This is a genomic window from Variovorax sp. Root434 (genome assembly GCF_001426595.1).
Classification (GTDB): Bacteria; Pseudomonadota; Gammaproteobacteria; order Burkholderiales; family Burkholderiaceae_C; genus Variovorax.
Map to the genome: position 1 here is coordinate 111,152 of NZ_LMEK01000005.1, position 14,581 is coordinate 125,732.

The 14,581-nt window shown below is 64.7% G+C and carries 22 protein-coding genes and 1 pseudogene; 3 read left to right on the forward strand and 20 right to left on the reverse strand.

What is annotated here, in order from left to right; genetic code table 11:
- Positions 1-188: 188 nt before the first annotated feature.
- From ptsP to ASD05_RS06710, 4 genes are all read right to left on the reverse strand, one after another.
- Positions 189-1,997, reverse strand: coding sequence for a phosphoenolpyruvate--protein phosphotransferase (gene ptsP / locus ASD05_RS06695; RefSeq protein ID WP_056589446.1), 1,809 nt, complete (start codon positions 1,995-1,997; stop codon positions 189-191).
- Positions 1,998-2,007: 10 nt separating this feature from the next.
- The gene (locus ASD05_RS06700; RefSeq protein ID WP_007838156.1) at positions 2,008-2,277 is read right to left on the reverse strand and encodes an HPr family phosphocarrier protein; all 270 of its coding nucleotides are present in this window, start codon (positions 2,275-2,277) and stop codon (positions 2,008-2,010) included.
- Positions 2,246-2,701 carry a PTS sugar transporter subunit IIA gene (locus ASD05_RS06705; protein WP_056589449.1) on the reverse strand — a complete coding sequence of 152 codons (456 nt, stop codon included), beginning with the start codon at positions 2,699-2,701 and terminating at the stop codon, positions 2,246-2,248. The genes ASD05_RS06700 and ASD05_RS06705 overlap by 32 nt, the downstream gene beginning before the upstream one ends.
- Positions 2,702-2,833: 132 nt before the next feature.
- Complete coding sequence (locus ASD05_RS06710) at positions 2,834-3,382, reverse strand: hypothetical protein (protein WP_056589451.1); 549 nt, start codon at positions 3,380-3,382, stop codon at positions 2,834-2,836.
- Positions 3,383-3,471: 89 nt separating this feature from the next.
- On the opposite strand from ASD05_RS06710, the gene ASD05_RS06715 reads away from it, so the two are divergent.
- Complete coding sequence (locus ASD05_RS06715; RefSeq protein ID WP_056589454.1) at positions 3,472-3,969, forward strand: TlpA disulfide reductase family protein; 498 nt, start codon at positions 3,472-3,474, stop codon at positions 3,967-3,969.
- Positions 3,970-4,044: 75 nt separating this feature from the next.
- On the opposite strand, the gene ASD05_RS06720 is transcribed toward ASD05_RS06715, so the two are convergent.
- Entirely contained in the window at positions 4,045-4,491 is a 447-nt protein-coding gene (locus ASD05_RS06720; RefSeq protein ID WP_056589456.1) for a c-type cytochrome, read from the reverse strand.
- A gap of 158 nt (positions 4,492-4,649) precedes the next feature.
- On the opposite strand from ASD05_RS06720, the gene ASD05_RS06725 reads away from it, so the two are divergent.
- A complete protein-coding gene (locus ASD05_RS06725; RefSeq protein WP_056589457.1) occupies positions 4,650-5,360 on the forward strand; it encodes a cytochrome b/b6 domain-containing protein in 711 nt (236 codons plus the stop codon).
- Positions 5,357-5,944: a GNAT family N-acetyltransferase gene (locus ASD05_RS06730; RefSeq protein ID WP_056589460.1), complete on the forward strand. Its 588-nt coding sequence runs from the start codon at positions 5,357-5,359 to the stop codon at positions 5,942-5,944. Before ASD05_RS06725 ends, ASD05_RS06730 begins: the two co-directional genes overlap by 4 nt.
- A 62-nt stretch (positions 5,945-6,006) precedes the next feature.
- Here ASD05_RS06730 and ASD05_RS06735 read toward each other — a convergent pair whose 3' ends face one another.
- From ASD05_RS06735 to tuf, 15 genes and pseudogenes are all read right to left on the reverse strand, one after another.
- Positions 6,007-6,513 carry a peroxiredoxin gene (locus tag ASD05_RS06735; RefSeq protein WP_007838146.1) on the reverse strand — a complete coding sequence of 169 codons (507 nt, stop codon included), beginning with the start codon at positions 6,511-6,513 and terminating at the stop codon, positions 6,007-6,009.
- A 75-nt stretch (positions 6,514-6,588) separates the two neighbouring features.
- A complete protein-coding gene (gene rpsQ / locus ASD05_RS06740; RefSeq protein WP_007838145.1) occupies positions 6,589-6,858 on the reverse strand; it encodes a 30S ribosomal protein S17 in 270 nt (89 codons plus the stop codon).
- A 9-nt stretch (positions 6,859-6,867) separates the two neighbouring features.
- Positions 6,868-7,077 carry a 50S ribosomal protein L29 gene (gene rpmC, locus ASD05_RS06745; RefSeq protein WP_056589463.1) on the reverse strand — a complete coding sequence of 70 codons (210 nt, stop codon included), beginning with the start codon at positions 7,075-7,077 and terminating at the stop codon, positions 6,868-6,870.
- 55 nt (positions 7,078-7,132) lie between these two features.
- On the reverse strand, positions 7,133-7,549 hold the full coding sequence (gene rplP, locus ASD05_RS06750) for a 50S ribosomal protein L16 (protein WP_007838137.1): 417 nt from the start codon (positions 7,547-7,549) through the stop codon (positions 7,133-7,135).
- Between the two features lie 29 nt (positions 7,550-7,578).
- The gene (rpsC, locus tag ASD05_RS06755) at positions 7,579-8,490 is read right to left on the reverse strand and encodes a 30S ribosomal protein S3 (RefSeq protein ID WP_007838135.1); all 912 of its coding nucleotides are present in this window, start codon (positions 8,488-8,490) and stop codon (positions 7,579-7,581) included.
- Positions 8,491-8,507: 17 nt separating this feature from the next.
- Complete coding sequence (rplV, locus tag ASD05_RS06760) at positions 8,508-8,840, reverse strand: 50S ribosomal protein L22 (protein ID WP_007838134.1); 333 nt, start codon at positions 8,838-8,840, stop codon at positions 8,508-8,510.
- 9 nt (positions 8,841-8,849) lie between these two features.
- A complete protein-coding gene (gene rpsS / locus ASD05_RS06765; protein ID WP_007838132.1) occupies positions 8,850-9,128 on the reverse strand; it encodes a 30S ribosomal protein S19 in 279 nt (92 codons plus the stop codon).
- 10 nt (positions 9,129-9,138) lie between these two features.
- Positions 9,139-9,963, reverse strand: coding sequence for a 50S ribosomal protein L2 (rplB, locus tag ASD05_RS06770; RefSeq protein ID WP_007838130.1), 825 nt, complete (start codon positions 9,961-9,963; stop codon positions 9,139-9,141).
- A gap of 2 nt (positions 9,964-9,965) precedes the next feature.
- Positions 9,966-10,301, reverse strand: coding sequence for a 50S ribosomal protein L23 (gene rplW, locus ASD05_RS06775; RefSeq protein ID WP_007838129.1), 336 nt, complete (start codon positions 10,299-10,301; stop codon positions 9,966-9,968).
- Positions 10,298-10,918 carry a 50S ribosomal protein L4 gene (gene rplD / locus ASD05_RS06780; RefSeq protein ID WP_007838126.1) on the reverse strand — a complete coding sequence of 207 codons (621 nt, stop codon included), beginning with the start codon at positions 10,916-10,918 and terminating at the stop codon, positions 10,298-10,300. Before rplD ends, rplW begins: the two co-directional genes overlap by 4 nt.
- The gene (gene rplC / locus ASD05_RS06785) at positions 10,918-11,598 is read right to left on the reverse strand and encodes a 50S ribosomal protein L3 (RefSeq protein ID WP_056589466.1); all 681 of its coding nucleotides are present in this window, start codon (positions 11,596-11,598) and stop codon (positions 10,918-10,920) included. Before rplC ends, rplD begins: the two co-directional genes overlap by 1 nt.
- 213 nt (positions 11,599-11,811) lie before the next feature.
- On the reverse strand, positions 11,812-12,366 hold the full coding sequence (locus tag ASD05_RS06790) for a hypothetical protein (RefSeq protein WP_056589468.1): 555 nt from the start codon (positions 12,364-12,366) through the stop codon (positions 11,812-11,814).
- Between the two features lie 17 nt (positions 12,367-12,383).
- Complete coding sequence (locus tag ASD05_RS06795; protein ID WP_056589470.1) at positions 12,384-13,967, reverse strand: hypothetical protein; 1,584 nt, start codon at positions 13,965-13,967, stop codon at positions 12,384-12,386.
- A 151-nt stretch (positions 13,968-14,118) separates the two neighbouring features.
- Positions 14,119-14,433, reverse strand: coding sequence for a 30S ribosomal protein S10 (gene rpsJ / locus ASD05_RS06800; protein WP_007838118.1), 315 nt, complete (start codon positions 14,431-14,433; stop codon positions 14,119-14,121).
- Between the two features lie 21 nt (positions 14,434-14,454).
- Positions 14,455-14,581: pseudogene (tuf, locus tag ASD05_RS29330) on the reverse strand (elongation factor Tu); the annotation flags it as partial.

A 14,581-nucleotide genomic window follows, 5' to 3' on the forward strand; every position in this document is an offset into this window, starting at 1 on the left:
AGAGGAGACCTGATCGTGCTTGCGGCGCTGCCGCAAGTCCTTTCGCCGCGGTTTCGGCGTGTTTCGTTAAGTTTCAGCTCGCCCCCAGGCTGCGCGCACTTCGTGTCGCTTCTCCAACCCCCTACCGGGGGCAACACCAGCGGCCCGGCAAAGCCGGTTCCGCGGTGTTTCCCGAATGAGCAGCCGAATCAGCCCGCCATTGCGGCGGCGGGGTCGTCGGAGTCGAGAACGCTCTGGGCCCAGGCTTCAAGCTTGCCGGTGTCGGCGCGCAGCACCTCCTGCTTGACCGCGAGGATGCGCGAGGGATGCATCGAGAAGCTGCGCAGGCCCAGCCCCAGCAGCAGCCGCGTGAAGGCCACGTCGCCCGCCATCTCGCCGCACACGGCCACGCCCTTGCCCTGCCGCCGGCACTCGGCGATGGTGTCGGCCACGAGGCGCAGCACCGCCGGGTGCGCGGGGTCGTAAAGGTGCGCCACCGACTCGTCGGCGCGGTCGATGGCCAGCGTGTACTGGATCAGGTCGTTGGTGCCGATCGACAGGAAGTCGAAGTGCTTCAGGAAGATGCGCAGCGTGAGCGCCGCCGCGGGAATCTCGATCATTGCACCGAGCTTCACCTGCCCGTGCACGGCGCCGCGGCTGTCGAGTTCGGTGCGCGCGAAATCGATCAGCGACAGCGTCTGGCGGATCTCGCTCGCGTGCGCGAGCATGGGAATCAGCAGGTGGATTTCACCGTGCGCCGCGGCGCGCAGGATGGCTCGCAGCTGGGTGAGGAACATCGCCGGGTCGGCCAGGCTCCAGCGGATGGCGCGCAGGCCGAGCGCGGGATTCAGGTGCTCCTGCTTGTTGGCCGACTTGCCGTCCAGCGGCTTGTCGGCGCCCACGTCGATGGTGCGGATGGTGACGGGCATGCCCTGCATGCCCTCGACCGCGCGTTTGTAGGCCTGGTACTGTTCCTCTTCGTCGGGCAGGCGGGTCTGGCGCGTGGTCGACTCGCGGCCCATGAAGAGGAATTCGCTGCGGAACAGGCCCACGCCCACCGCGCCGGCCTTGACGGCGCCCAAGGTGTCCTCGGGCATCTCGATGTTGGCGAGCAGTTCCACCCGCTGGCCGTCGAGCGTGACGGCGGGCTTGTGGCGCAGCCGCGCGAGCCGGCCGCGTTCGAGGTCGCCCTGGCGCTGCTTGAAGCCGTACTCGGCCAGGATGATCGGAGAAGGGTCGACGATCACCACGCCGGCGTCTCCGTCGATGATGACCCAGTCGTCCTGGCGCACCAGCTGGCTCGCGGTGCGCGCGCCGACCACGGCCGGGATGTCCATGCTGCGCGCCACGATGGCGGTGTGCGAGGTGCGCCCGCCCACGTCGGTGACGAAGCCGGCGAACACGCTCTTCTTGAACTGCAGCATGTCGGCCGGCGAGAGATCGTGCGCGATGAGCACCAGCGGCACGTCGATGCCGTCGCCCGCGGTGGGATCGTCGTTGTCGTTGTCGTCGTCCTGGGAGGTGGCGCGCTTGCGGCGCGGCGGGCTCGGCGCGAGCACGGCGGCCGTGCCCTTCATGCGATGCAGCAGGCGTTCGACCACCTGCTCGAGGTCGGCCTTGCGCTCGCGCAGGTACTCGTCCTCCATCTCGTCGAACTGGCGCGCGATGATCTCGAGCTGCGTGGTCAGCGCCCATTCGGCGTTGTAGAGCCGCTCGGTGATCCAGTGCTTGACGCCGCCGGTGAGGACCTCGTCCTGCAGCAGCATCTGGTGCACCTCGAGCAGCGCCGAGAGTTCGTGCGGCGTGTCGTTCGGGCCCATCTGCGCAACGTTGGCCTGCAGCTTGGTGAGCTCGTCGGCCACCGCGTTGCGCGCGGTGCGCACGCGGTCGATCTCGGTCTCGATTTCTTCAGGCTTGATGAAGTAGTGGGCCACGTCGATGCGGCTCGACACCACCAGCACCGCGCGCCCGATGGCAATGCCACGGGCGACGGGAAGGCCGTGGACTGCAAAAGTCATGGAACGGTCCTTATTCGCCTTCGCCGAACTTGTCGTCCATCAGGAGCACGATGGCGTTCATTGCTTCATCTTCCTGCTCGCCGTTGGTTTCGAGCTCGACGGTGCTGCCCAGTCCGGCGGCCAGCATCATGACGCCCATGATGCTCTTGGCGTTGATGCGGCGGTCGCCGCGGGAGAGCCACACCTCGCAGGGAAAGCTGCCTGCGAGCTTGGTCAGCTTGGCCGATGCGCGTGCATGCAAGCCCAGCTTATTGCTGATGGTCACGGATTTCTTGATCACTGTGCTTTCTTTTTGCCTGGTTCTGGGGAGCCGCCACCGCCACCTGCATGACGCCCGCGGTGCCGCCCGCAAGGGCGCGCTGCACCAGCGTATCCAGGGGCTCGTGCCGATAGGTGACGGCGCGCAGCAGCATCGGAAGATTGACTCCCGCCACCAGCCGCGACCGGGCGCCGTCCACCAGCTTCTGCGCCACGTTACAAGGCGTGGCGCCGAACACGTCGGCCAGCACCAGCACCTGCGAGCGCGGCGTGTGCAGCTGCTGCGCGAGCGTGATGCGCGCGGCGGCCAGCGTTTCTTCGGGCGACACGTTGGGCAGAACGTCGAGCGCGACGATGGCCTGCTCGCAATCGGGAAACACATGCAGCGCGCACTGCCGCAGCGCGTGCGCGAACGGTGAGTGGGCGATGATGAGGATGCTGTTCATGCGGGGCGGAGGGCGACGCATCGATTATGCGGGGGCGCCCAGGGGAAGTAGATATACGACACAACGCAGCAGCCCCGAAAGACGGACAGTGTCGCCAGCCAGGCAGCTATCAGAACCATAGCAGATCGGCCTTCAGGGAAGCCGCAAACTCTCGAAGAAGGTCTTCGATGCTTCGGGCGAAGAAGGCTTGCCCAGCACGGTGGCCTGGTAGAGCGCCACGGTGCCGTCCTTCTGCGACTGGGCAAACCAGAGCACCTGTACCGGCGCCGACGCCGATGCGCCCTGCTGCTGCCGCGGCTGGGCATCGAGCCGCAGCGGCGCCGGCGCGGCGGTCGCGCGCTGGACGCTGGCGGGAGTTTCCGCCACCTGCGCCTCGCCGAGCTGGCCGCGGGTGGCGGCGTGCCATGCGCGGAGCCAGGCCTCGGCTTGCTCGGGGCCGCTGGCGGAGGCATGCGCGATGGCGAAGGTCGCACCGCCGGCGTCGCAGCCCGTCATGTCGACCTGCACCGATTCGGCACCCAGCGGCAGGGCGCGGTTCGCGCGGTCGGCCTTGCAGGGCAGCAGCACGATCAGGCCGGATTCGGCGACCGGCACTTCGCGCCAGTTGAAGGTCGGGCTGCAGGCGGCGAGCAAGGCTGCCGCTGCCAGTACGAACCGGAAATGGAGGACGGGAAACGGCATCGGGGAACGATTATCGAGCCGCGCCCGGGCCGCGAGCACGATCCGGCGGGCGGAACTAAAATCGCGCCGCCCTTGTCTTCCGTGTTGCCATGAAGAAATACATCGCCGCTACCGCCGTCGTTCTCGCATTGGCCGCCGGCGTGGGCGTGTACCTCGGCTCCGGCGCCACGGCCGCGCCGGCTTCGACCTTCGTGCTGCTCGACGGCACGCAAAAGAGCACGGCAGACCTGAAGGGCAAAGTCACCCTGGTCAATTTCTGGGCCACGAGCTGCGTGACCTGCGTCGGCGAAATGCCCAAGGTCATCGCGACCTACGACAAGTACAAGGCGCAGGGCTACGACACCCTGGCAGTGGCCATGAGCTACGACCCGCCGAGCTATGTCGTCAACTTCGCGCAAACGCGCAAGCTGCCGTTCAAGGTGGCGATCGACAACACCGGCAGCGTGGCACAGGCCTGGGGCGATGTGAAGCTCACGCCGACCACCTACCTGGTCAACAAGCGCGGCGAAATCGTGAAGCGCTATGTGGGCGAGCCGGACTTTGCCGAACTCCACAAGCTGATCGAGAAGCTGCTGGCCGAGGCCTGATCTTCCGCTCCTCCCGCAAAAAGGCGCTCCCGAAAGAGCGCCTTTTGTCCTTTTATGTTTCTGCGAGGCGACGGCTTACTGGTTGCGGAAGCTGTCGTGGCAAGCCTTGCAGCTCGCTGCGGTCGGGCCGAACTGGGCCTTGAGCGCGTCGAGATTGCCGGCCTTGGCGGCCGTCACCAGCTTGGCGGTTTCGGCGATCAGCTTCTCCTGGCGCTCCTTGAACTTGGCGTCTTCCTTCCAGATTTCGGGCTTGGCCTTGCCGCCCTCGGTGCTGGCGCCGAAGGCCGTCCACGGCAGCTTTGCCATGTCGGCGACCATTTCGGCGTTGGCCGCAGCAGTCGAGGCGTCGTAGGGCGCGCGTCCGTTGGCCATGGCGCCGAGGCGGCCGAAATGCTGGCTCATCACGAACAGCGCGCTCTGGCGGTACTTGATGGCGTCCTCGGGCTTGGCGAACTGGGCTGCCGTGGGCAGGGACAGGGCGGCGCAGGCGGCTGCAAGGGCGAACGGAGCAAGTCGGGTCATCGGGGGTCCTCGTTGTGGGGAAAACGCCGTCGAGCGCGGCGCTGCGGCCGAGTGTAGGGGCTGCCTGCGACAGCCGCATAGCAACAACCCGAAGCAGGCCGGGGCCTGGACTTTGCTAATCTGCGCCTTCCGCAGCATTGCGCTCCGCACCTTCCTCGATGACCGATTCTTCCGTGGCTGCCTTCCCGGCGGCCTCAGGCTCAAGCGCCCGCACACGGGTCTGGGACCTGCCGACACGCCTTTTCCACTGGGCGCTGGCCGCAGCCGTCATCGGCATGATCGGAACCGGGTTGAGCGATGCCATGGAATGGCACTTCCGCCTGGGGTACGCGGTGCTCGCACTGCTGCTGTTCCGGCTGCTCTGGGGCTTCGTGGGCGGACGCTGGTCGCGCTTTGCGGCCTTCGTCTACGGCCCCGGGTCGATGGCGGCCTATCTGCGCGGACGAGCGCCCCCAGATCACCTGGCCGGGCACACGCCTCTGGGCGCATTGTCGGTGTTCGCGGTGCTGGCGATCCTGGCGTTGCAGGTGGCAACCGGGCTGATGGCGGATGACGAAATCTCGGCATCGGGGCCGCTCACGCGTTTCGTCTCGGGCGAGCTCGTGAGCCTGGCCACCGGTTGGCACAAGGCGCAGGGCAAATGGATCGTGATCGCCCTCGTGAGCCTGCACCTGCTGGCGGTGCTGTTCTACGTGCTGGTCAAGCGGCACCGACTGGTGCGGCCGATGGTGACGGGCGACAAGTTGGTTTCCGCCGAGAACGGCCAGGTGGCGCCGAGCCGCGACGACGCGGCGTCGCGCTGGCTGGCGCTGGTGCTGTTCGCGCTGTGCGCGGGCGTGGCGTACTGGGTTTCCTCGCTGCGCGTATGAGCTTTTCTGTTTCACGCCCCCTGCCGCTGTCGGACATGCCGGCGGTCGTGCTGCTCACGCCGGAAGAAGCTCACGAGATCGAGGCCACACGCGCGATCTTCCGCGACTACGCGGCCTCGCTGGACATCGACCTGGGCTTTCAGGATTTCGACAGCGAACTGGCGCAACTGCCGGGCGAATACGCCGAACCGCGCGGCCTGCTGCTGCTGGCGCTGGTCGATCCGGCCAACGTGAAGGAAGACGCCGGGCGCGAAGCACCGACCCTGCGGCGCGCCGACGGCACGCTGGCGCATGTGGCGGGGTGCTGCGCGCTGCGCCCGCTCGACAGCGCGGACTACGCGAACGCCGCCGAGATGAAGCGCCTGTACGTGCGCCCCGGCTTTCGCGGCCTGGGCCTGGGTCGGCAACTGGCCGAGGCGATCCTCGATGCCGCACGCAGCGCGGGGTATGGCTGCGTGCTGCTCGACACACTCGACGAGATGGAGTCGGCGCGCGCCCTCTACGAAGACCTGGGCTTCGCAGAGGTACCGCCCTACTATCACAACCCCGTTGCCGGGGCCCACTACCTGAAGGTGGAGCTTTAGCTCGCCCCCGGCTGCGGCTCCGAGCGGCCGTGCGCGGCGGCCCCTCGAAGGATCCGGGTTTATTAACCGCGTGCTTGGGCCAACAGCGTGTCGGCGTCGCTGACTTCGAACTTGCCCGGTCCTTCGACGTTGAGCGTCGCGACCTTGCCGTCCTTCACGAGCATCGAGTAGCGGTTGCTGCGCAGGCCCATGCCGCGGCCGGTCAGGTCGAGCGTAAGGCCGGTGGCCTTGGCGAAGTCGGCGCTGCCGTCGGCCAGCATGCGCACCTTGGTGCCGGTCTTCTGGTCGCGCGCCCAGGCGCCCATCACGAAAGCATCGTTCACGCTCACGCACCAGATCTCGTCCACGCCAGCGGCCTTGAAGTCGTCGAAGTGCTGCACGTAGCCCGGCACGTGCTTGGCCGAGCAGGTGGGCGTGAAGGCGCCGGGCAGCGCGAACAGCGCGATGGTCTTGCCCGCCGAGGCCTTGGCCACGTCCACGGCGTTCGGGCCGATGCTGCAGCCTTCGCCCTCGACTTCGGAATATTCCTGCAGGGTGGCCGAGGGAAGGGTGTCGCCGACTTTGATCATTGAAAGTGCTCCTGAAAAAGAAAAACGGCCCACATTGTGGGCCGTTTCCGTATGGGCTGTAGCGAGCCGGGGAGATCAGACCAGAACGGCCTTCTCGACCAGACGGGTCACGACCCAGTTCTTGGTCTTCGAGATCGGACGGCTTTCCGTGATCTCGATGGTGTCGCCCAGCTTGTACTCGCCCTTTTCGTCATGGGCGTGGTACTTGCTCGTCTTGGCCACGATCTTGCCGTAGAGCTCATGCTTCACACGGCGCTCGACCAGCACGGTCACGGTCTTGGCACGCTTGTCGCTGACCACCTTGCCGATCAAGGTGCGCTTGAGGGATTTTTTAGGTTCCGTCATGTTCACTCCTTACTTGGCGGCGGGGGTTTCTTGCTGCTTCTGAGCAAGAATGGTCTTTGCGCGAGCGATGTCGCGACGCGTCACGCGCAGCGTCGAGGTGTTCGACAGCTGTTGCGTGGCCTTCTGCATGCGCAGACCGAAATGGGCCTTCTGCAGATCCTTGATTTCGGCTTGCAGGCCTGCGACGTCCTTCGTGCGCAGGGTTGCAGCCTTCGTCACCTTGGCCGAAGCCGCGGTTTCTTTTTTCTTACGGGTTGCCATCAGTGTTCTCCTCTCAGGCGCCGAGCTGGCGAGCGACGAAGGTCGTACGCAGCGGAAGCTTGGCGGCGGCCAGGCGGAACGCTTCGCGGGCGAGTTCTTCGGGCACGCCGACGATCTCGAACACGATCTTGCCGGGCTGGATTTCGGCGACGTAGTACTCGGGGTTGCCCTTACCGTTACCCATCCGCACTTCAGCGGGCTTGGTAGAGATCGGCTTGTCCGGGAATACGCGGATCCAGATACGGCCACCGCGCTTCACGTGACGCGAAATCGCGCGGCGAGCGGCTTCGATCTGGCGTGCCGTGAGGCGGCCGCGATCGGTGCATTTGAGACCGAAGTCACCGAACGCAACCGAGTTACCCGTGGTTGCGATGCCGGTGTTGCGGCCCTTTTGTTCCTTGCGGAACTTTCTGCGTGCAGGTTGCAGCATGTTTTGTTACTCCGTAGTTCTAAGACCGATCACTCGGTCTTGGCACCGTCAGCTGCTGCAGCTGGCGCGGCTTTGCGGACGCGCTTAACGGCGGGTTTCGAGTCACCGGCACCGCCGGTTGCTTCTGCAGGCTTGTCGCTGCCATCGGCCGGAGCGGTGTTGCCACCGATCGGGCCGCGGGCACCGGCGCGCGGGCCGGGACCACGACGATCCGAACCCGGACGGTCGCCACCCGGGCGGCCATCGCGGCGCGGACCGCGCGGACGACGTTCTTCTTCGGGACGCGGCGTTTCGACGGCCGGCAGGTCGTTGCGACCCAACGTGTCGCCCTTGTAGACCCAGACCTTGACGCCGATGACGCCGTAGGTGGTCTTGGCTTCCGAGGTGCCGTAGTCGATGTCGGCGCGCAGGGTGTGCAGCGGCACGCGGCCTTCGCGGTACCACTCGGTACGTGCGATTTCGATGCCGTTCAGGCGGCCAGCCGACATGATCTTGATGCCCAGGGCACCCAGACGCATGGCGTTTTGCATGGCGCGCTTCATGGCGCGGCGGAACATGATCCGCTTTTCGAGCTGCTGCGTGATGCTGTCGGCGATCAGCTGCGCATCGATTTCGGGCTTGCGCACTTCTTCGATGTTGACTGCAACCGGCACGCCGAGCTGCTTGCCCAGTTCGCGCTTGAGGTTCTCGATGTCCTCGCCCTTCTTGCCGATCACGACGCCCGGACGTGCCGAGTAGATCGTGATGCGTGCGTTCTTGGCGGGACGTTCGATCATGACGCGCGACACCGAAGCGTTCTTCAGCTTCTTCTTCAGGTATTCGCGAACCTTGATGTCTTCGGCCAGCATGCCCGCGAAATCGCGGTCGCTTGCGTACCAGCGGCTGGACCAGTTACGGGTGACCGCAAGGCGGAACCCGGTTGGGTGGATTTTCTGTCCCATATTTCTTCCAGGCCTTCTTAGTTGCCGACCGTCACGTACACATGGCACGTGGGCTTGCTGATGCGATTGCCGCGACCCTTGGCCCGAGCGGTGAAACGCTTGAGCGTTGCACCTTGCTCGACGTAGATGGTCTTGACCTTCAGCTCGTCGATGTCGGCACCGTCGTTGTGCTCGGCGTTGGCGATGGCCGACTCGAGCACCTTCTTGATGATCACAGCGGCCTTTTTCTGCGTGAATTGCAGAACGTTGAGCGCTTGATCGACCTTCTTGCCGCGGATCAGATCCGCGACCAGACGGCCCTTGTCGACCGACAGGCGGACACCGCGGAGGACTGCACGTGTTTCAGACATGGTCGTTCCTTACTTCTTCTGGACTTTTTTGTCCGCGGGGTGCCCCTTGAACGTACGCGTGAGCGCAAATTCGCCGAGCTTGTGGCCGACCATCTGGTCGGTGATGTACACGGGCACGTGTTGCTTGCCGTTGTGCACAGCGATGGTCAGACCGATGAACTCGGGCAGAACCATCGAGCGGCGCGACCAGGTCTTGATCGGCTTCTTGTCCTTGGTCGTCACGGCCTTGTCGGCCTTGGCCACGAGGTGGTGATCGACGAAAGGACCCTTTTTGAGAGAGCGAGTCATTGGCTATCCCTTACTTCTTGCGACGCGACACGATGAAGACCTGCGTGCGCTTGTTGTTACGGGTGCGATAGCCCTTGGTCAGATTGCCCCATGGGTCGACAGGATGGCGGCCTTCGCCAGTCTTGCCTTCGCCGCCACCATGCGGGTGGTCGACCGGGTTCATCACCACGCCGCGAACGGTCGGGCGGATACCCATGTGACGCTTCACACCGGCCTTGCCGAGTTGGCGCAGGCTGTGCTCTTCGTTGGCCACTTCGCCGATGGTTGCACGGCATTCGATGTGGATGCGGCGCACCTCACCCGAACGCATGCGGACCTGGGCGTAGACGCCTTCGCGAGCCAGCAGCGTTGCCGACGTACCGGCCGAACGCGCGATCTGCGCGCCCTTGCCGGGTTGCAGTTCGATGCAGTGGATCGTCGAGCCGACCGGGATGTTGCGGATCGGCAGGGTGTTGCCGGCGCGGATCGGGGCTTCGGCGCCCGACAGCAGCGTTGCACCGGCTTCCAGACCGCGCGGGGCGATGATGTAGCGGCGCTCGCCGTCGGCGTAGCAGACCAGAGCGATGTGGGCGGTACGGTTCGGGTCGTATTCGATGCGTTCGACCTTGGCCGGGATGCCGTCCTTGTTGCGCACGAAGTCGACAACGCGGTAGTGGTGCTTGGCACCGCCGCCACGATGACGGATCGTGATGTGGCCGTTGTTGTTGCGGCCGGCCTTCTGGAACTGGGGTTCCAGCAGGGGAGCGTGAGGAGCACCCTTGAACAGGTGGTCACGCGAGATCTTCACCGCGCCGCGTTGGCCCGGCGAAGTGGGTTTCATCTTGATGACGGCCATGATTAAGCGCCTTCCCCGACGAGGTTGAGCTCTTGACCGGGCTTCAGGGTCACATAGGCCTTGCGAACGTTGTCGCGGCGGCCGATGGACTTGCCAAAGCGCTTGGTCTTGCCCTTGGTGTTGAGCACCGACACGCCCTGGACTTCGACCTTGAACATCAGTTCGACAGCGGCCTTGATCTCGGGCTTGGTGGCGTCTTGCAGCACCTTGAAAGTGACAGCGTTCGACTTCTCGCCGACCATCGTGGCCTTTTCGGACACGATCGGGGCGACCAGCACCGCCATCAGGCGGCCTTCTTCGAACGTACGTTCAGCGGCGGTAGGGTTCACGCGGCTCATGCGAACATCTCCTTGAGCTTGTCGACGGCACCCTTGGTGACCAGCACCTTCTTGTAGTGAACCAGCGACACCGGATCGGCGTAGCGGGGTTCGACCACGAGAACGTTCACCAGATTGCGCGAGGCAAGGTACAGGTTTTCGTCGACTTCTTCGGCGATCACGAGCACGGACTCGAGATTCATCGCCTTGAAACGGGCTGCCAGCGGCTTCGTCTTGGGCGAATCCACGGTCAGCGAATCCACCACGGCCAGACGGCCTTCGCGAGCGAGCTGCGAGAAGATGGCGGCCATGCCGGCGCGGTACATCTTCTTGTTGATCTTCTGCGAGAAGTTTTCGTCAGGCATGTTCGGGAAAATGCGGCCACCCCCGCGCCACAGCGGCGAGGACGTCATACCGGCACGGGCGCGGCCCGTTCCCTTTTGCTTGAAAGGCTTCTTGGTCGAGTGCTTGACCTGCTCGCGGTCCTTCTGGGCGCGCGTGCCTTGGCGGGCGTTGGCCTGGAATGCAACGACGATCTGGTGGACCAGGTCTTCGTTGTAGTCACGGCCGAACACGGTCTCGGGGGCGTCGTACTTCGACGCGGCCTGGCCTTGTTCGTTCAGGAGTTCGAGTTCCATTACTTCGCTCCTTCAGCCGCTTGCGGCTTGGCCTTGATGGCGGGACGCACGGTGACGAAGCCACCCTTCGAACCCGGAATCGCGCCCTTGATGAGCAGCAGTTGACGTGCTTCGTCGATGCGGAACACGTCGAGGTTTTGCGTCGTGCGCGTGACGTCGCCGAGGTGGCCCGTCATGCGCTTGCCGGGGAACACGCGACCGGGGTCTTGTGCCATGCCGATCGAGCCGGGAACGTTGTGCGAACGGCTGTTACCGTGCGACGCGCGTTGCGAGCTCATGTTGTGGCGCTTGATCGTGCCAGCGTAGCCCTTGCCGATGGAGGTGCCTTGCACGTCCACCTTCTGGCCCACGGAAAACACGCTGCTGGCCGCGATCACGCCGCCAGCCTTGTGCTGACCTGCGGTATCTGCGGTAACGCGGAATTCCTGGATGATTTCGCCAGCTTCGACACCCGCCTTGGCGAGGTGGCCGGCTTCGGGCTTGGTCACGCGCGATGCTTTGCGCGAACCGAACGTCACCTGCAGGGCGACGTAGCCATCGGTCTCTTGGGACTTGATCTGGGTCACACGGTTGTTGGACACATCTACCACCGTGACAGGAACTGCGTCCCCGTCATCGGTGAAGAGACGCATCATCCCCACCTTGCGGCCCAGCAACCCGAGGGAGTTGCTCAGACTCATTTGTTTTCTCCAAAAATGGAAGACTTCCTTCGCCGCTGCCACTTCAATTGGCGACAGCGTTTGGCCGATTCCCCAAGGTTCCCGGCCTGCGAAAGAAGGTTGATAAATCTCTGCCCGAACTACGCCCGCATGGACGCACCAAGGGCAGAGCCAGCGATTATAGCCCGCGATGCGGGCCCGTTGCAAGGGCGATTGTTGCGCCCGTTTGGGGCCCTATTTGGGCTCTTTTGGCTCTTTGGCGGGCAAGGAGATGATCTTTTCGCCCTCGTCGGACGATTTCACCTCGCCGGCACCCTTCATGGCCGGCACCGCCGATCCGGTCGTCACAGGGATCGCGACGATGCTCATGGCGCCGTTCTGCGTGACAAAGACATTCAGGTAGGCGAGGCCCTCGCGGTCGCTCGTCACCGTGGCGGTGGCGGTCGTACGCTGGCCGGCCGGGAGAGCCAGGCTGCTGCTCGTCGTCAGGGTCAGGCCGGCATCCGTCGTCAGGCGCGCGGTGGCCCCGGCCGGATCGCTCACGCCGTCGAACTGCAGAACGACAGAAATCGGCCGGCCGACCTGGGCCGTGCCGTCGAGCCTGTACTGGATCACGACACCGGAATCATTGGGCTTGCGCGCCGCGACCGTCATGGGCGCATGGCGCGAAGAAGCAGCGTGCTTGGCCGCTCGGGGCGCGGGCACGCCGTCCGCAAAAACCGGCGCCGACGTGGCAGCGAGCGTCAGCCATGCCGCAGCGGCAATCATCGAGCTGGAAAGAGGGTTCATGGTGGCCTTCCTCACTGCTATTGAATGGTTACGTTGAAACACGTGCTAGCAGCGGAGTTATTGAGATCGTTGACAACCAGAACATAGTCGCCGGCCGAAAGGTTGACCGAACTGGTATTGCGGCTCACCACACCACCTTTATAGATCGCGAAATTGGCGCTGGCACCCACCGGCGGGGAGACCACGAACTGGTAACTGCGGCTGGCTGGAGCCGTAAACCTCAGATACGCAAAGCTGCCCAGCTTGTTGCCATCGCGCTGCGGATCGGCGGCATTCGTCACACAAGCCTGTGTAACCGAGCCACCGATCGCTGCCGGCTTGTACATCGGCAGCACGATCGGCAAGCCGCCATCATTGCTTTCCGATGAGCCATAGGCATCGCTGCCGCCCGCAATGTTCTGCCCAGCCAGCAGCGCGGCCAGCGCCTGTGCATTGCCTGGCGCTGTCGCATTGAATGCCGCCGCGAACGGATGGATCGACGTGACTGGCGCACCACTGCGGAACTGGAACCCTGTCATCGTGTCGTGGATCGGCCTGAACCCGACCTGCTGGTTGAGATTCCAGAAGATCGACTGGATCGAGGATTCGCGGAACCAACCCGGGTTGGATGCCGGCCCCCTCGTGAGGTCGAGGCTGCCGCCCTGAGCCTGGCCGGGTCCACCCGAATCGACATAGTTGCTCCGCCCCAGCGCGATGCCCGACCAGCCGTTGCCCCATCCTTCGGAGAAGGCAAGCCGACGATCGATGAGCTCGCTCGTGGAATGGGCGCCGCCCGTCGAATCGTCCCGGCTGAAGGAGGCCTGGTAGTAGTGCCCCCACTCGTGCGCGATCACCGGCGCATCGAATTCGTCGGTGTCCACATCCTCCTTGCCGAGCACATAGATTTCCGCACCCGAACTCCTGCCGACGAAGAACGTGGTGCCGATCTGTCCCAGCGCGATACTTCCGCTGGCGTTCGTGTTGTTCACGCTCCAGAACACCTTCAGCGACGGAAATGCCGTAGCCGGCGCCACAGACAGCACTTTCTGCATTGCGGTGTAGATCGTGTCCATCACGGCGAACGGCCCGGACACGCGCTGGCTGGTGTAGCTCGATCCACCCCAGCCGCTGCCGGCGCGCAGATCGCGGGTGAGTGCCGCGCCTCCCGTGGAGAACGCCGACGACTGCATGGAATAGATCGCGTTCGACTGGGTGTTGTCGCGCACTGTGACATCCCAGCTCGGCGCCGAACCGGTGCGGGTCAATTGGGCCCGCACCCGGACGATGATTGCCGTGTTCGCCGGAACGTTCACGACATAGGCGCCACCGTCATCTGTGGAGGTCGTGGCCAACTGGCTGCCGCTGGTGGCATCGAGCACTTCGACAAAGGCGCCACGCACCGGCTTGACCGAGGTGTCGGCGTACACGAGTCGCCCGCCGGGATTGGGCACGGACTCGTAGGTGGCCGTACCGCTCAGGGCGACCGGTGTCGTTGGCACAGGAAGTACAGGCAGAAAGGGAAGACCGCCGCCACCTCCCCCACCACCGCCGCCGCAGGCGGTCAACAACACCGCCGCGATGCACGCCATCAAACCGGACGCAAAAGAGATGCCTTGTCTCATAGCTGTGCTGCCCTCGTTTCAGCTGCATGGCGCTCCGCCCCGTGGGGGCTGCAGACCGGCGAGGATGCCACATTCGTGAGACAAAAAACAAAGCCCGCCTGCATTTCTGCAGACGGGCTTCGTCAGTAACCGCGGCGCGAAGCCGAATGGATTACTGCAGCTTGATCTCGACGTCCACGCCGGCCGGGAGGTCGAGCTTCATCAGCGCGTCCACGGTCTTGTCGGTCGGGTCGACGATGTCCATCAGGCGCTGGTGCGTACGGATTTCCAGCTGGTCGCGCGACGTCTTGTTGACGTGCGGCGAACGCAGGATGTCGAAGCGCTTCATGCGGGTCGGCAGGGGCACGGGGCCCTTGACGATCGCGCCGGTGCGCTTGGCGGTGTCCACGATTTCAGCGGCCGACTGGTCGATCAGTTTGTAGTCGAACGCCTTCAGGCGGATGCGGATTTTTTGCTTGGTTGCCATGGTGATTCCTTTGCGTCCGGCTTAGATGTCGAGGATCTTTGCCACGACACCCGAACCCACGGTGCGGCCGCCTTCACGGATGGCGAAGCGCAGGCCTTCTTCCATCGCGATCGGGTTGATCAGCTTCACGGTGATGCTGACGTTGTCG

Excerpts from the sequence above, each read along its gene's own strand:
- ASD05_RS06705 (WP_056589449.1), bottom strand. The coding sequence starts at position 2,701 with ATGAACAGCATCCTCATCATCGCCCACTCACCGTTCGCGCACGCGCTG.
- ptsP (WP_056589446.1), bottom strand. The coding sequence starts at position 1,997 with ATGACTTTTGCAGTCCACGGCCTTCCCGTCGCCCGTGGCATTGCCATC.
- rplC (WP_056589466.1), bottom strand. The coding sequence starts at position 11,598 with ATGAGTCTGAGCAACTCCCTCGGGTTGCTGGGCCGCAAGGTGGGGATG.
- rpsJ (WP_007838118.1), bottom strand. The coding sequence starts at position 14,433 with ATGGCAACCAAGCAAAAAATCCGCATCCGCCTGAAGGCGTTCGACTAC.
- ASD05_RS06790 (WP_056589468.1), bottom strand. The coding sequence starts at position 12,366 with ATGAACCCTCTTTCCAGCTCGATGATTGCCGCTGCGGCATGGCTGACG.
- ASD05_RS06735 (WP_007838146.1), bottom strand. The coding sequence starts at position 6,513 with ATGATCAAAGTCGGCGACACCCTTCCCTCGGCCACCCTGCAGGAATAT.
- rplW (WP_007838129.1), bottom strand. The coding sequence starts at position 10,301 with ATGAGCCGCGTGAACCCTACCGCCGCTGAACGTACGTTCGAAGAAGGC.
- rplV (WP_007838134.1), bottom strand. The coding sequence starts at position 8,840 with ATGTCTGAAACACGTGCAGTCCTCCGCGGTGTCCGCCTGTCGGTCGAC.
- ASD05_RS06725 (WP_056589457.1), top strand. The coding sequence starts at position 4,650 with ATGACCGATTCTTCCGTGGCTGCCTTCCCGGCGGCCTCAGGCTCAAGC.
- ASD05_RS06710 (WP_056589451.1), bottom strand. The coding sequence starts at position 3,382 with ATGCCGTTTCCCGTCCTCCATTTCCGGTTCGTACTGGCAGCGGCAGCC.
- ASD05_RS06730 (WP_056589460.1), top strand. The coding sequence starts at position 5,357 with ATGAGCTTTTCTGTTTCACGCCCCCTGCCGCTGTCGGACATGCCGGCG.
- ASD05_RS06795 (WP_056589470.1), bottom strand. The coding sequence starts at position 13,967 with ATGAGACAAGGCATCTCTTTTGCGTCCGGTTTGATGGCGTGCATCGCG.
- ASD05_RS06720 (WP_056589456.1), bottom strand. The coding sequence starts at position 4,491 with ATGACCCGACTTGCTCCGTTCGCCCTTGCAGCCGCCTGCGCCGCCCTG.
- rpsC (WP_007838135.1), bottom strand. The coding sequence starts at position 8,490 with ATGGGACAGAAAATCCACCCAACCGGGTTCCGCCTTGCGGTCACCCGT.
- rplB (WP_007838130.1), bottom strand. The coding sequence starts at position 9,963 with ATGGCCGTCATCAAGATGAAACCCACTTCGCCGGGCCAACGCGGCGCG.
- ASD05_RS06715 (WP_056589454.1), top strand. The coding sequence starts at position 3,472 with ATGAAGAAATACATCGCCGCTACCGCCGTCGTTCTCGCATTGGCCGCC.
- rplP (WP_007838137.1), bottom strand. The coding sequence starts at position 7,549 with ATGCTGCAACCTGCACGCAGAAAGTTCCGCAAGGAACAAAAGGGCCGC.
- rpsQ (WP_007838145.1), bottom strand. The coding sequence starts at position 6,858 with ATGACGGAACCTAAAAAATCCCTCAAGCGCACCTTGATCGGCAAGGTG.
- rplD (WP_007838126.1), bottom strand. The coding sequence starts at position 10,918 with ATGGAACTCGAACTCCTGAACGAACAAGGCCAGGCCGCGTCGAAGTAC.
- rpsS (WP_007838132.1), bottom strand. The coding sequence starts at position 9,128 with ATGACTCGCTCTCTCAAAAAGGGTCCTTTCGTCGATCACCACCTCGTG.